The organism is Pseudomonas sp. BN411, assembly GCF_029871235.1.
GTDB lineage: Bacteria > Pseudomonadota > Gammaproteobacteria > Pseudomonadales > Pseudomonadaceae > Metapseudomonas.
The window spans coordinates 326,929-340,015 of sequence record NZ_SSOM01000073.1; the positions used below are offsets into that span (position 1 = coordinate 326,929).

12 protein-coding genes are annotated in these 13,087 nt (G+C 63.9%); 6 read left to right on the plus strand and 6 right to left on the minus strand.

Annotation, left to right across the window (positions count from 1 at the left end):
- Positions 1-38: 38 nt before the first annotated feature.
- From E8F06_RS19550 to secB, 3 genes are read left to right on the plus strand one after another with little or no spacing between them, the layout of a single operon-like run.
- Positions 39-452 carry a rhodanese-like domain-containing protein gene (locus E8F06_RS19550; RefSeq protein WP_271469762.1) on the plus strand — a complete coding sequence of 138 codons (414 nt, stop codon included), beginning with the start codon at positions 39-41 and terminating at the stop codon, positions 450-452.
- Between the two features lies 1 nt (position 453).
- Complete coding sequence (gene grxC / locus E8F06_RS19555; RefSeq protein ID WP_280370192.1) at positions 454-729, plus strand: glutaredoxin 3; 276 nt, start codon at positions 454-456, stop codon at positions 727-729.
- Positions 730-743: 14 nt separating this feature from the next.
- Entirely contained in the window at positions 744-1,214 is a 471-nt protein-coding gene (gene secB / locus E8F06_RS19560; RefSeq protein WP_151137988.1) for a protein-export chaperone SecB, read from the plus strand.
- Positions 1,215-1,396: 182 nt separating this feature from the next.
- On the opposite strand, the gene trmL is transcribed toward secB, so the two are convergent.
- Positions 1,397-1,858, minus strand: coding sequence for a tRNA (uridine(34)/cytosine(34)/5-carboxymethylaminomethyluridine(34)-2'-O)-methyltransferase TrmL (gene trmL / locus E8F06_RS19565; protein ID WP_190829514.1), 462 nt, complete (start codon positions 1,856-1,858; stop codon positions 1,397-1,399).
- On the opposite strand from trmL, the gene E8F06_RS19570 reads away from it, so the two are divergent.
- Positions 1,857-2,297 (plus strand): hypothetical protein, encoded by a 441-nt coding sequence (locus E8F06_RS19570; protein WP_280370194.1) that lies wholly within the window; start codon positions 1,857-1,859, stop codon positions 2,295-2,297. The genes trmL and E8F06_RS19570 overlap by 2 nt on opposite strands.
- 848 nt (positions 2,298-3,145) lie before the next feature.
- On the opposite strand, the gene ntrC is transcribed toward E8F06_RS19570, so the two are convergent.
- The 4 genes from ntrC to E8F06_RS19590 all read right to left on the minus strand — a co-directional run bounded on the left by ntrC (position 3,146) and on the right by E8F06_RS19590 (position 7,097).
- Positions 3,146-4,582 carry a nitrogen regulation protein NR(I) gene (gene ntrC / locus E8F06_RS19575; RefSeq protein ID WP_280370196.1) on the minus strand — a complete coding sequence of 479 codons (1,437 nt, stop codon included), beginning with the start codon at positions 4,580-4,582 and terminating at the stop codon, positions 3,146-3,148.
- Positions 4,579-5,664: a nitrogen regulation protein NR(II) gene (gene glnL / locus E8F06_RS19580; RefSeq protein ID WP_280370198.1), complete on the minus strand. Its 1,086-nt coding sequence runs from the start codon at positions 5,662-5,664 to the stop codon at positions 4,579-4,581. Before glnL ends, ntrC begins: the two co-directional genes overlap by 4 nt.
- A gap of 248 nt (positions 5,665-5,912) precedes the next feature.
- Positions 5,913-6,542 carry a DUF4124 domain-containing protein gene (locus E8F06_RS19585; protein WP_280370200.1) on the minus strand — a complete coding sequence of 210 codons (630 nt, stop codon included), beginning with the start codon at positions 6,540-6,542 and terminating at the stop codon, positions 5,913-5,915.
- A gap of 3 nt (positions 6,543-6,545) precedes the next feature.
- Positions 6,546-7,097 carry a DUF4124 domain-containing protein gene (locus E8F06_RS19590; protein ID WP_280370202.1) on the minus strand — a complete coding sequence of 184 codons (552 nt, stop codon included), beginning with the start codon at positions 7,095-7,097 and terminating at the stop codon, positions 6,546-6,548.
- A gap of 313 nt (positions 7,098-7,410) precedes the next feature.
- On the opposite strand from E8F06_RS19590, the gene E8F06_RS19595 reads away from it, so the two are divergent.
- Complete coding sequence (locus E8F06_RS19595; RefSeq protein ID WP_280370637.1) at positions 7,411-9,579, plus strand: mechanosensitive ion channel family protein; 2,169 nt, start codon at positions 7,411-7,413, stop codon at positions 9,577-9,579.
- Between the two features lie 208 nt (positions 9,580-9,787).
- On the opposite strand, the gene glnA is transcribed toward E8F06_RS19595, so the two are convergent.
- Entirely contained in the window at positions 9,788-11,191 is a 1,404-nt protein-coding gene (gene glnA, locus E8F06_RS19600; protein ID WP_069086056.1) for a glutamate--ammonia ligase, read from the minus strand.
- Positions 11,192-11,529: 338 nt separating this feature from the next.
- On the opposite strand from glnA, the gene thiI reads away from it, so the two are divergent.
- Positions 11,530-12,984, plus strand: a complete 1,455-nt coding sequence (thiI, locus tag E8F06_RS19605) for a tRNA uracil 4-sulfurtransferase ThiI (protein ID WP_280370204.1) — start codon at positions 11,530-11,532, stop codon at positions 12,982-12,984.
- Positions 12,985-13,087 lie beyond the last annotated feature (103 nt).

The window sequence follows — 13,087 nt, forward strand, 5'->3', positions numbered from 1 at the left end:
GTATACTGGCCGGCATTTTACCGTCCCGGAAGCCGACGATGCTCGCTAAGCTGATTGAATTTGCCACTAACCACTATGTACTGAGTGGATCGTTCGTGGTGCTGCTGGCCCTGCTGCTGGCCCATGAACTGCGCCGTAGTGGCCGCGCCATTTCCACCCGCGAGCTGACCACCATGGTCAACGGCGGTCAGGCCGTGATCCTGGACGTGCGCGCCACCAAGGACTTTTCCGGCGGCCATATCGTCGACGCCCTGAACATCCCCTACGAGAAGCTCGCCAGCCGCATCGCCGAGCTGGAGAAGCACAAAGACAAGGCCATCATCGTGGTCGACTCCATGGGCCAGCATGCCGGCACCGTCTGCCGTGACCTGCAGAAAGCCGGCTTCAACGCGCTCAAGCTGTCCGGTGGCATCGGCACCTGGCGTGGCGACAACCTGCCGCTGGTGAAGTGAGATGGCCGAAATCGTCGTCTATTCGAGCGCCTGGTGCCCCTACTGCATCCGTGCCAAGCACCTGCTGGACAGCAAGGGTGTGCGCTACGAAGAAATCAGCGTCGATGGCAACCCCGCAATTCGCGCCGAGATGACCCGCAAGGCCGGGCGCACCTCGGTGCCGCAGATCTGGATCGGCCAGACCCACGTGGGCGGCTGTGACGACCTGTACGCTCTGGAACGCGCCGGCAAGCTCGACGCGCTGCTCCAGGCCAGCCCGCAAACGGAAACGCACTAGAACAAGGCAGAACCATGACCGAACAAGCAAGCAACGGCGAAAACCAGAATCCCCAGTTCTCCCTGCAGCGCATCTACGTGCGCGACCTGTCCTTCGAAGCGCCGAAGAGCCCGGAGATCTTCCGTCAGGAGTGGGCCCCGAGCGTTTCCCTGGACCTGAACACCCGCCAGAAGCAGTTGGACGGCGACTTCCACGAAGTAGTGCTGACCCTGTCCGTGACCGTGAAAAACGGTGAAGAAACCGCTTTCATCGCTGAAGTGCAGCAGGCCGGTATCTTCCTGATCAAGGGCCTGGACGCGGCTTCCATGAGCCACACCCTGGGTGCCTTCTGCCCGAACATCCTGTTCCCCTACGCCCGCGAAACCCTGGACAGCCTGGTTGTCCGTGGCTCCTTCCCGGCGCTGATGCTCTCCCCGGTCAACTTCGACGCCCTGTACGCCCAGGAACTGGCGCGTCTGCAGGCTGCCGGCGAAGCCCAGGCCTGATTTTCAGGCTCGACGAAAAAGCGCCCTTCGGGGCGCTTTTTTGTTGGGGTGGAAAAAGATGGGGGTATCTGTGGGGGCGAATTCATTCGCTAAGGGACGCGAAGCGACCCCTGTGGCGTTAAAGGCAGCCCTGCGGGCTGTATAGCGAATGAATTCGCCCCCACAGAAAAGCAGCACCCGATTCAGTCCAGGCTGAAATCATGCTGCCGCCAGGCCTCGTACACCGCCACGGCCACGGTGTTGGAGAGGTTCAGGCTGCGGCAGTTGGGGCGCATCGGCAGGCGCAGGCGCTGCTCAGGCGGCAGGCTCTCGCGCACTTCCTGGGGCAGGCCACGGCTTTCCGGGCCGAAGAGGAAGGCATCGCCCTTCTCGAAGGCCACTTCATGGAACAGCTTGGTGCCCTTGGTGGTGAAGGCGAAGACCCGAGGATGGCCCAGGGCTTCCAGGCAGCTTTCCAGGTCGCTGTAGCGCTTGAGGGTGGCGTATTCGTGGTAGTCCAGGCCGGCCCGTCGCAAACGCTTGTCGTCCAGTTCGAATCCGAGGGGTTCGATGAGATGAAGGTGGCAGCCAGAATTGGCGCACAGCCTGATAATGTTGCCGGTATTCGGCGGAATTTCCGGTTGAAACAGGATGACGTGAAACATGGGTGGCCCCGAGCCCGAAGACGGGCGGCATTCTACTCCCGATGATGATCCGCGACCGAGCCTGTGGCCGCGCTTTTTGTTCTCCCTTGCGCTGTTCGGCCTGCTGGTGGGAATGATGCTTGGCCGCCTGACGACACCCGAGCCCGTGCATCTGGAGCAGATCGAGGTGCGGCAGGACGGCCTCGCGCTCTGGTTCGACCAGGAACCCGAGGTGCGCGCTGAAGAGCTGGAGGGTGCCTACGCGCTGATGCTCGGCGCGGACGGGCAGTCCGCCCGGGGGCAATTGACCCTCGGCACTGCACCTGTGAGCTGGAAGGTGTTGCGCTCGACCCACGGTGTAATGGTGCGGTTCGTTGCGGCGCGGCCCCTGCACGGTGAATGGCACGGCGCCGCGGCGGATGGGCGCTGGCGGCTGGAAGTCAGCCTACGCGCCGAATAAGAAAGGGGATTCCCCGGCCTGCCTGTACCAAGGCCCCCTGAAGGGTGGTCGTCCGCCGTGACGGATGACGCGGTTCTGCACTGGGCCCTGGTCGAGCCCGGCGGCTGGAAGCCAGCGCGCCTGTGGATAAAAGAGGGGATTCCCCGGCCTGCCTGTACCAAGGCCCCCTGAAGGGTGGTCGCCCGCCGTGGCGGATGACGCGGTTCTGCATGGGCCCCTCGTGGAGCCCGGCGGCTGGAAGCCAGCACGCCTGTGAATAAAAGAGGGGATCCCCGGCCTGCCTGTACCAAGGCCCCCTGAAACCTGGTCGCCCGTGGGCGACGCTGTCCTGCATGCGGCTCTTCTGGAGCCGTGGCGGCTGGAGGTCAGCCTGCCTGTCATAAGAGCGGGGATTCCCTGGCCTGCCTGTACCAGGGCCCCCGAAACCACTGTTATCTGGACTATTGCAGAGGCCGTGCCAATTTTTCCCAGGGCACCGGGTCAGGTTCCTTCGATCGCCTGGAGGCCGCGTGGGCTGTGGCTTTGAAGGAGAACGCGCGTTGTTGGAGAGGGCGCTGGCGGCAGGATTTCAGCGTTGCGAGTGCCTGGGGGCGGAGCACTTTTTTGAGGCGTCAGCGTGATTCCGGCACCAGGGATGGTCCTTTTGCGGAGGGACCGAGCGCCTGACAAATGGAAGAAGGCCCCGCCGGGACTTCGGAGGAACCAGATGATTCACACGGCAAAGGTGTAGAGGGAACGCGAGCGCACCGGCGATAGCCGCCGGTGTGCTGGATGAATCACGAGTCGTGGGGGTGAAAACGGGAAGGGCGGGGCATTGCACCCCGCCCCCAGGCATCAGGCATCAGCCATCAGGCTTCGTCGCCGTCGTCCTCGTCGCCGCCATCCACCTTCATGCCCAGTTCCTTGATCTTCCGGGTCAGGGTGTTGCGGCCCCAGCCCAGCAGCACGGCTGCATCCCGGCGGCGGCCGGCGGTGTGCTTGAGGGCGGTTTCGATCATGATCCGCTCGAAGGCCGGTACGGCGGTGTCGAGCAGCCCCGACTGGCCGCGGGCCAGCGACTGGTCGGCCCACTGGCGAAGGGCCTGTTCCCAGTTGGTCACCGGCGCGGCGTCCTGGGGCTGGGTGAGCAGCTCCGGCGGCAGGTCGTCGACGTGTACCTCACGCCCGGAGGCCATCACCGTGATCCAGCGGCAGGTGTTTTCCAGCTGGCGCACGTTGCCCGGCCAGGGCAAGTGCTTGAGGTAGTCCTCGGTCTCGCCTTTCAGCAGCTTGGGCTCTACCGCCAGTTCCTGGGCGGCGCGGGCGAGGAAATGCCGGGCCAGTGTCGGCACGTCTTCGCGGCGGTCGGCCAGGCGCGGGATGTGGATGCGAATGACATTGAGGCGGTGGAACAGGTCTTCGCGGAACTTGCCGGCCTGCACCAGGTTTTCCAGGTTCTGGTGGGTGGCGGCGATGATGCGTACGTCCACCTTCACCGGCGTGTGGCCGCCGACACGGTAGAACTCGCCATCGGCCAGTACCCGCAGCAGGCGGGTCTGGGTGTCCGCCGGCATGTCGCCGATCTCGTCGAGGAACAGGGTGCCGCCGTCCGCCTGCTCGAAGCGGCCGCGACGCTGGTTGGCCGCGCCGGTGAAGGCACCTTTCTCATGGCCGAACAGCTCTGACTCCATCAGGTCCTTCGGGATCGCCGCCATGTTCAGGGCGATGAACGGGGACGCGGCACGCGGGCTGTGGCGGTGCAGTGCGTGGGCGACCAGTTCCTTGCCGGTACCGGATTCGCCGTTGATCAGCACGGTGATGTTGGAGTGGCTGAGGCGGCCGATGGCGCGGAAGACCTCCTGCATGGCCGGCGCTTCGCCGATGATCTCGGGGGTGCGTGCCTGGCTTGCCGGGGCTTCCAGGCCTTGTTGCTCCTGGGCGTGCTGGTAGGCGCGCTTGACCAGGGAGACCGCCTCGTCGACGTCGAAGGGCTTGGGCAGGTACTCGAAGGCACCGCCCTGGTAGGAGGCGACTGCGCTGTCCAGGTCGGAGTGGGCGGTCATGATGATCACCGGCAGGCGCGGGTGCAGGTCGCGGATCTGCGCCAGCAGGTCGAGGCCACTGGCGCCCGGCATGCGGATGTCCGAGATGATCACGTCCGGCTGCTGCCGGGTCAGACGCCCGAGCAGGCTGTCGGCACTCTCGAAGCTCTGCGTGTTCATGCCTACCTGCTGCAGGGCCTTTTCCAGGACCCAGCGGATGGAACGGTCGTCGTCGACAATCCAGACGGTTTCACTACGGCTCATGACGAAGAGGCTCCTTGTTCCAGCGGCAGGAAGATCGAGAAGACGGTATGGCCGGGATGGCTCTCGCACTCGATCAGGCCCTGATGCTGACTGATGATGTTCTGGGCGATGGCCAGCCCCAGCCCGGTACCGTCCGGACGGCCGCTGACCATGGGATAGAAGATGGTTTCCTGGAGCTCGGCCGGGATGCCCGGGCCGTTGTCGATGATTTCCACCTTGGTCACCAGGCGATGGCGCGTATGCCCGATGGTGAATTGGCGCAGGGTGCGCGTGCGCAGGGTGATGCGACCCAGGCGCAGGTCGTTCTGCCCGGCAAGGGCCTGCATGGCGTTGCGCACGATATTGAGCACCGCCTGGATCATCTGCTCCTTGTCGATGAACAGGTCAGGGATGCTCGGGTCGTAGTCGCGCACCAGATTGAGGCCACCCTGGCTTTCCGCGTCCACCAGGCTGCAGACCCGCTCCAGCACTTCGTGGACGTTGGTCATGGCCAGCGACGGCAGCTTGTTCGAGCCGAGCATGCGGTCCACCAGGTTCCGCAGGCGGTCAGCCTCTTCGATGATGACGTTGGTGTAGTCCTTCAGGGACTCTTCCGGCAGTTCGCGGGAGAGCAGTTGGGCGGCACCGCGGATGCCGCCCAGGGGGTTCTTGATCTCGTGGGCCAGGCCGCGCACCAGCAGCTTGGTGGTTTCCTGCTTGGACAGCTGCGCCTCTTCCTTGGTGATCCGCAGCAGGCGGTCACGGGGATGGACCTCCAGCAGCAGCAGGGTTTCGCCGCGGTTGGGGATGGGCGTCACCGCGTAGTCGACGGTCAGCGTCTGCCCGGACAGCGAGGTCAGCATGGCTTCGCGCTTGGTGAAGGGGTGCGCCTGCTCCACCGCCTGGCGCAGGGAGGCGAGGGCCTCGGGCGATTCGGTGAACAGCTCGCTGATGAACTGGCCATGGCTGCGCTGGCCACTGACGGCCAGGAGCATTTCCGCCGCCGGGTTCATGTACTCGAGCCGCAGGTCGGCATTGAGCAGGATCACCGCAGTGGTCAGGTTGTCGAGCAACAGTCGGTGCAGGGCGTCGTTGATGGTCATGGCTTCGGCGCTCGTGGCGATGACAAGAAAATGCAAGAAGCAAACCAAAGCCCTGAAAAGGCGCGGGAAAACAGGGTTTCCGCTGGCCGAGGGCGCTTTTCAGAGCAGATAGTTCGGCGCAGGACGAACCAAAATGGGGAGAGTATAGAAAGCGGTGCAGTGACTTGCACCGAAATGGTGCGTATTGAGCGGATGGTCGGGCCGGCGGAGCGGAATGTCATCCCGCTCTGCCGGCCGTCGGGGAGGAATCAGATGAACGGCAGGATGGCGATGTCGTCGTCATCCTCGTCCTTGGGTTTGTCCTTCAGCGGGCATTCGGGGCGCACGCCGTAGTCGTCCTTCTTGCACGGGCGGGCCAGGCGTTTCTGCGACAGCGACATGCGCACGATATGCACCGGCTGGCCCGGAGTGCGCTCTACCACGCGGCCCTGCTCGTCGACGATTTCCACTGCCAACTGATGGGTGCCGCGATCCAGGTTTTCCAGCGGGAACACCGGGCTGCGTCCCGGTACGCCTACGGGCTGGCCGTCCAGCAGCAGTCGATAGTTGTGGTTGCCGCGCAGGCCGGGTTCGCTCATGGCGCTGACGATCAGGTTGCCTTCGCCGTCGCGGATGGTGGCGTCGGGCTCGGGCACCAGAATGCGCAGCACCTGGTAGCCCTGCTCGCGGGGAATGGGTTTGGGATAGAGCGGCGGTGGCTGGATATCCTTCGGCGCGTCCATCTCGTTGGGCGCCGGGGCGATCTCCAGGCGCTTGGCGTTGCCCGGTTTGGGCTGGTCGGTGAAGACGCGGTTACCTTCTTCATCAATGTAGGTGTAGACCTCGGCCAGCACGGGCTGGCCAAGGAGCAGGAGGGCGAGGAGCAGGAAACGGATCATCGGTCAGTTGCTGGGCCGTGGCGTGGGGGGTGGTGGGCGCAGCGCCGGGCTGCTGGTGTTGACCCGCTGGATGGTAAAGGTAACGGGTGCGCTGCTCTGCACCACAGTGGTGCCGGCAAGGACATCGACCACCAGGCTGTGCTCGCCACGGTCGGCGTTCACTACCTGCAGGCGCGGCACGTTGGCCGGTTGGCCGTAAGGCTCGCCGTCCAGGCGCAGGCGCAGGCTGTGGCCGGGCTGCAGGCGCGGCTCCAGGCGCACGCCGACACTGAAAGTGCCGTTGTTGGCGCGCATGGCTTCCTCGTCGGGGATGCCGGTCAGCTCCACGATCTGGTAGGACGCCACTTGTTCGGCGTTGGCCTCCGTGTTGGCCGGCTGGCTCGGCGGCTGCGCCTGGATAGCGTTGGTCGGCGGCAGCTCCACCGTTTCGCTGGCGGTGCCATCCGGGGGTTGGTTGGTGAACACCGTGTTGCCGTTAGCGTCGGTGTACTTGTAGATCTGTGCGGTGGCCGGCAGGGCGGCGGCAAGCAGCAGGCAACTGATGATGAGGCGCATGAGGGCGGTCTCCGGAAACCCATGCCAAGCCTTGCACCCGGATGGCGGGCTGGCAAGTGAGGCATTGTGCGACAGCGTCGGTATGGCCGGTGTGCGGTGCAACACGTTGGGACATTTCGGCAGGTTTCGGCCGCTCGAATCTCGCTGGAGCGAACCCTCGGGAGCGCGCGCTGTCACTGTTGCCGCTGCTGACTGCGAAGCCGGCCGTCCCGCGTGAGTGGGTGGTAAGCCAGCTTTTGTATGATGCGATTCGCTTTCATCGTTTTTGGGTGCTCCTCCCGTGCCAATTCCATCCTTGCCCGCCATCCGTTTCCTGTTCCCGCTGCTGCTCTGCCTGCTGGTCGGCCTGGCCGTTCCTGCTCAGGGGCAGGCAGCGCTGCCCAACCCGCTGGCGACCACCTCCTCAAGCGGTGCCCAGGTCAGCGATGCCCAGCTCGAACAGTCGCTCAACCAGGTGATCCGAACCCTTGAGAACGACCAGCAGCGCGCCGACCTGCTGAAGAAGCTGAAGCAATTGCGCGATGTCACCGGCAAGGAGAAGGAAAGCGAAGGCGGAGTGATCGGCCTGATCGGCGATACCCTGGGCAGCCTGGAAAAGCAGTTCCAGGGCGATAACAGCCCCCTGGTGATCTGGAGCAACCAGTTCCGCTTGGCCCGCGCCGAAGTGGTAGAGCGCCTGCCCGGCTGGCGCGACTGGCCGGGGATCGTGTTCAACTTCGGCGTGGTCATCCTGCTCTGGGCCTGCCTGGCCAGCGCGCTGCTCTGGCTGGGCCGGCGCATGCGTGACCGGTTCGGCCTGTCGGCGGAGTTGCCGCAGCATCCCAAGACCCGCGACCTGGTGCTGTTCGCCCTGCGCAAGCTGGGGCCCTGGCTGATCGCCTTCTTCATCACGCTCTACCTGTCGTTCGTGCTGCCCAGCTCCCTGAGCAAGACCCTGGCGATGGTGATGGCCTACGTGCTGGTCTGCGGCACCCTGTTCTCCGCCCTCTGCGTGATCTGCCTGTCGTTGCTCAGCGGCCCGCACCGAATCCGTGCGCTGGATATCCTGCGGCGCCAGGCGTTTCGTCCCTTGTGGCTGATCGGCAGCCTGGCGGCCCTGGGCGAGGCGGCGCATGATCCGCGACTGGTGGCGGGGCTGGGTGAGCACACGGCGCTTTGCCTGAGCACCCTGGCCAATGCGATCGCGGCGGTGTTCACCGCGCTGTTCGTCCTGCGTTTCCGTCGCCCCATTGCCCACCTGATCCGCAACCAGCCGCTGGAGCGCCGCCTGAAGCGCCGTGGGCTGCACGAACTGGTGGAGCTGGTTGGTTCCCTGTGGTTCGTGCCGGTGCTGCTGCTGGTGGGAACCTCGCTTTTCGCCACCTTCGTGTCCGCCGCCGACAGCAGCGTCGCCCTGCGTCGCGCCCTGGTCTGCGCAATGCTGGCAGTGGTGGCTATGACGGTGATCGGCCTGCTCAGCCGGCGTTCCGGCCGTGGCGGCGAGGGGCATCGACGCAGTGCTCCCTACGTCGAGCAACTGCAGAAGTTCGGCCTCACCCTGGTGCACCTGTTCGTGGTGCTGTTCTTCGTCGAGGTGGGGCTGCGGGTCTGGGGCATGTCGCTGATCCGCTACGCCGAAGGCGAGGGCTCGGAAATCAGCATGAAGATGGTCAGCTTCGGCACCACCCTGTTGGTGGCCTGGCTGATCTGGATCCTCTCCGATACCGCGGTGCAGCACAGCCTCGGCGTCAGCGGCAAGAGCCGGGCGAACACCCGGGCGCTGACCATGCTGCCGCTGATCCGCAACGTGCTGTTCGTGACCATCGCGGTGATCGCGCTGATCGTCGCCCTGGCCAACATGGGCATGAACGTCACGCCGCTGCTGGCCGGCGCGGGGGTCATCGGCCTGGCGATCGGTTTTGGTGCACAGTCCCTGGTGGCGGACCTGATCACCGGCCTGTTCATCATCATCGAGGACTCGCTGTCCATCGACGACTACGTGGATGTGGGCGGCCACCTGGGCACGGTGGAGGGGTTGACCATCCGTACGGTGCGCCTGCGCGACCTGGACGGCGTGGTGCACACCATTCCCTTCAGCGAGATCAAGAGCATCAAGAACTACTCTCGGCAGTTCGGCTACGCCATGTTCCGCTGGCCGGTGCCGGCGAGCATGCCGATCGACGACGCGGTGGCGCTGGTGCACGAAGTGGCCAAGGAACTGCGCAGCGACCCGGAAGTGCGCCGCAGCCTGTGGTCGCCCCTGGAGTTGCAGGGGGTGGAAAGCTTCGATAACGGCCAGGCGATCCTGCGTTTCCGCTTCAAGACCGCACCGATCAAGCAGTGGGAAGTGCAGCGGGCGTTCAACCTGCGCCTGCGCAGACGCCTCGACCAGACCGGCCTGGAACTGGCGATGCCGCGCCTGAACGTCCAGCTCAGCCGGATGCGCCAGCCAAGGGCCGAACCGCCGGAAGGGCAGGGTGTGCCGGTGGATGGGGGGATCTAGCTGGGACGGTGGACTGCTGGTTGTGGGGGCGAATTCATTCGCTATGGGCTGCGCAGCAGCCCCCTGCAGTATTCAGGGGCAGACCTGCGGTCTGTTTAGCGATTGAAATCGCCCCCACAGGAAGAGCAGCCCTTGTTACCGGCCCGGCAATAAAAAAGGCCTCCCGAAGGAGGCCTTAATGTTGACGCTATTTATAGGTATTCGTGGATCAGACGCTGTAGTACAGGTCGTATTCCAGCGGGTGCACGAAGGTGCGCACCTTGATTTCTTCTTCGCTCTTCAGCTCGATGTAGGCATCGATGAAGTCGTCGGAGAACACGCCGCCCTTGGTCAGGAACGCGCGGCCCTTGTCCAGCTCTTCCAGGGCTTCTTTCAGGCTGCCGCAAACCTGCGGGATTTCCTTCGCCTCTTCCGGCGGCAGGTCATACAGGTTCTTGTCGGCGGCATCGCCGGGGTGAATCTTGTTCTGGATACCGTCCAGACCGGCCATCAGCAGAGCTGCGAAGCACAGGTACGGGTTGGCAGCCGGGTCCGGGAAGCGCGCTTCGATACGGCGGGCTTTCGGGCTGTTCACGTACGGGATACGGATGGAAGCGGAACGGTTGCGAGCGGAGTAGGCCAGCATTACCGGAGCTTCGAAGCCGGGAACCAGACGCTTGTAGGAGTTGGTAGCCGGGTTGGTGAAGCCGTTCAGGGCCTTACCGTGCTTGATGATGCCGCCGATGAAGTACAGGGCGGTGTCGGACAGGCCGGCATAGCCTTCGCCAGCGAAGGTGTTCTTGCCATCTTTGGAGATGGACATGTGAACGTGCATGCCCGAGCCGTTGTCGCCGTACAGCGGCTTCGGCATGAAGGTCACGGTCTTGCCGTAAGCGTCGGCAACGTTGTGCACGCAGTACTTCAGGGTCTGAACTTCGTCAGCCTTGGCAACGAGGGTGTTGAACTTCACACCGATCTCGTTCTGGCCGGCGGTGGCCACTTCGTGGTGGTGAACTTCTACCACCAGGCCCATTTCTTCCAGGGCGTTGCACATGGCGGTACGGATTTCGTGGTCGTGGTCGACCGGCGGTACCGGGAAGTAGCCGCCCTTCACGCCCGGACGGTGGCCCTTGTTGCCGCCTTCGATGTCGGCGTCGGTGTTCCAGGAAGCCTGCTCGGAGAAGATCTTGAACATGGAACCGGAGATGTCGGACTTGAACTTCACTTCGTCGAAGATGAAGAACTCCGGCTCCGGACCAACGAATACGGTGTCACCGATACCGGTGGTCTTCAGGTATTCCTCGGCGCGACGGGCGATGGCGCGCGGGTCGCGATCGTAGCCTTGCATGGTGCTCGGCTCGATGATGTCGCAGACCAGGATAATGGTCGGCTCTTCGGTGAACGGGTCCAGAACGGCAGTGCTGTCGTCCGGCAGCAGGATCATGTCGGAAGCTTCGATGCCTTTCCAACCTTCGATGGAGGAGCCGTCGAACATCTTGCCGTGTTCGAAGAAATCGTCATCGGCGTCACGGGCCGGCATGGTCACGTGCTGCTGCTTGCCTTTGGTATCGGTGAAGCGCAGATCAATCCACTTCACGTCGTGTTCTTTAATCAGTTGAAGCGACTTCGACATGTTGTCCTCCGGATGGAAAGGGGGGGCGGGGAACCGTTAACCCCTCAAAGAATTCGTAGTGAAGCCGGGGCGGGATAGTCCGCCAGGGCGACCTGCCTCACAAGGGAGCAATTAGCGTGCCAGTGCCCCGTTATGGGCAGAAGCCCTAAAACTCGCGCCTGGCGGGGGCTTGGCCCTGAATGCGAGCGTTTTTGCGCACCTTTTTTGTGCTCATCGTGGTGCATGTGATCCATTTTGGTGCGTTGCAGGCTTTGCTGAAGGAAATTGGTCAAAGCTTGAACAATTTCCGCTATAATCCGCGCCCCTCTTTTTCGGCCGCCGTTGCAGGCGCTGTTTTCATGAAACTCATCGTCAAAGTCTTCCCGGAAATCACCATCAAGAGCCGGCCGGTGCGCAAGCATTTCATCCGTCAGCTCTCGAAGAACATCCGCGCGGTCCTGAAAGACCTGGACCCGGAGCTCGAGGTGACCGGTGTCTGGGACAACCTTGAAGTCCAGACTCGCCAGACCGAGCCGAAGCTCCTGCGCGAAATGATCGAGCGGCTGACCTGCGTCCCCGGTATCACCCACTTCCTCGAAGTGCACGAGTACCCGCTGGGCGACTTCGACGACGTGCTGGAAAAGTGCAAGCTGCACTACGCCGACCAGATCCCAGGCAAGATCTTCGCCGTGCGCTGCAAGCGCGCGGGCAAGCATGAATTCACCTCCATGGAGCTGGAGCGCCACGTCGGCAGCCGCCTGCGCCAGGAGTGCAACGCCGCCGGCATTTCCCTGAAGAACCCGGAAGTGGAAGTACGGATGGAAGTGCGCGACCAGCGCCTGTTCGTCATCCACCACCAGCACGACGGCATCGGCGGTTACCCGCTGGGCTCCCTGGAGCAGACCCTGGTGCTGATGTCCGGTGGCTTCGACTCCACCGTCGCCGCCTACCAGATGATGCGCCGCGGCCTGATGACCCACTTCTGCTTCTTCAACCTCGGCGGCCGCGCCCACGAACTGGGCGTGATGGAAGTGGCCCACTACCTGTGGGAGAAGTTCGGCCGTTCCCAGCGCGTGCTGTTCATCAGCGTGCCCTTCGAGGAAGTGGTCGGTGAAATCCTCAGCAAGGTCGACAACAGCCAGATGGGCGTGGTGCTCAAGCGCATGATGCTGCGCGCCTCCACCCACATGGCGCGCCGCCTGAGCCTGGATGCGCTGGTTACCGGCGAAGCCATTTCCCAGGTGTCCAGCCAGACCCTGCCCAACCTCTCGGTGATCGATTCGGCCACCGACATGCTGGTGCTGCGTCCGCTGATCGCCAGCCACAAACAGGACATCATCGACACCGCCACCCGTATCGGCACCGCCGAGTTCGCCAAGCACATGCCCGAGTACTGCGGCGTGATCTCGGTGAACCCGACCACCAAGGCCAAGATCGGTCGCATCGAACATGAGGAAGAGCAGTTCGACATGGCCATCCTCGATCGTGCCCTGGAGCGCGCGCGCCTGGTGCCCATCGACCGCGTGATCGACGAGCTGGGCCAGGACGTGGCCGTGGAAGAAGTGCGTGAAGCCCTGCCGGGCCAGATCGTCATCGACATCCGCCATCCCGATGCCCAGGAAGACGACCCGCTGGAACTGCCGGGCATCGAGGTACAGGCCCTGCCGTTCTACGCGGTCAACAACCGTTTCAAGGAACTGGACGCCAACCGCCAGTACCTCCTGTATTGCGACAAGGGCGTGATGAGCCGCTTGCACGCTCACCACCTGCTCAGCGAGGGACACGCCAATGTGCGCGTTTATCGCCCGGCCTAAACAGCCCGGGCTGTTCGGCGGCAGCATCCGCCACCGCCCTCCCGATTGCCGGCCCTGAGTCGCAGTTCATTCATATGCGCCGCCTAGACTTCGCGGCAAACCG

What these genes read in the sequence shown, in the direction of transcription:
- E8F06_RS19550 (WP_271469762.1), top strand. Translation starts at nt 39, where the DNA reads ATGCTCGCTAAGCTGATTGAATTTGCCACTAACCACTATGTACTGAGT.
- grxC (WP_280370192.1), top strand. Translation starts at nt 454, where the DNA reads ATGGCCGAAATCGTCGTCTATTCGAGCGCCTGGTGCCCCTACTGCATC.
- secB (WP_151137988.1), top strand. Translation starts at nt 744, where the DNA reads ATGACCGAACAAGCAAGCAACGGCGAAAACCAGAATCCCCAGTTCTCC.
- E8F06_RS19570 (WP_280370194.1), top strand. Translation starts at nt 1,857, where the DNA reads ATGGGTGGCCCCGAGCCCGAAGACGGGCGGCATTCTACTCCCGATGAT.
- trmL (WP_190829514.1), bottom strand. Translation starts at nt 1,858, where the DNA reads ATGTTTCACGTCATCCTGTTTCAACCGGAAATTCCGCCGAATACCGGC.
- ntrC (WP_280370196.1), bottom strand. Translation starts at nt 4,582, where the DNA reads ATGAGCCGTAGTGAAACCGTCTGGATTGTCGACGACGACCGTTCCATC.
- glnL (WP_280370198.1), bottom strand. Translation starts at nt 5,664, where the DNA reads ATGACCATCAACGACGCCCTGCACCGACTGTTGCTCGACAACCTGACC.
- E8F06_RS19585 (WP_280370200.1), bottom strand. Translation starts at nt 6,542, where the DNA reads ATGATCCGTTTCCTGCTCCTCGCCCTCCTGCTCCTTGGCCAGCCCGTG.
- E8F06_RS19590 (WP_280370202.1), bottom strand. Translation starts at nt 7,097, where the DNA reads ATGCGCCTCATCATCAGTTGCCTGCTGCTTGCCGCCGCCCTGCCGGCC.
- glnA (WP_069086056.1), bottom strand. Translation starts at nt 11,191, where the DNA reads ATGTCGAAGTCGCTTCAACTGATTAAAGAACACGACGTGAAGTGGATT.
- thiI (WP_280370204.1), top strand. Translation starts at nt 11,530, where the DNA reads ATGAAACTCATCGTCAAAGTCTTCCCGGAAATCACCATCAAGAGCCGG.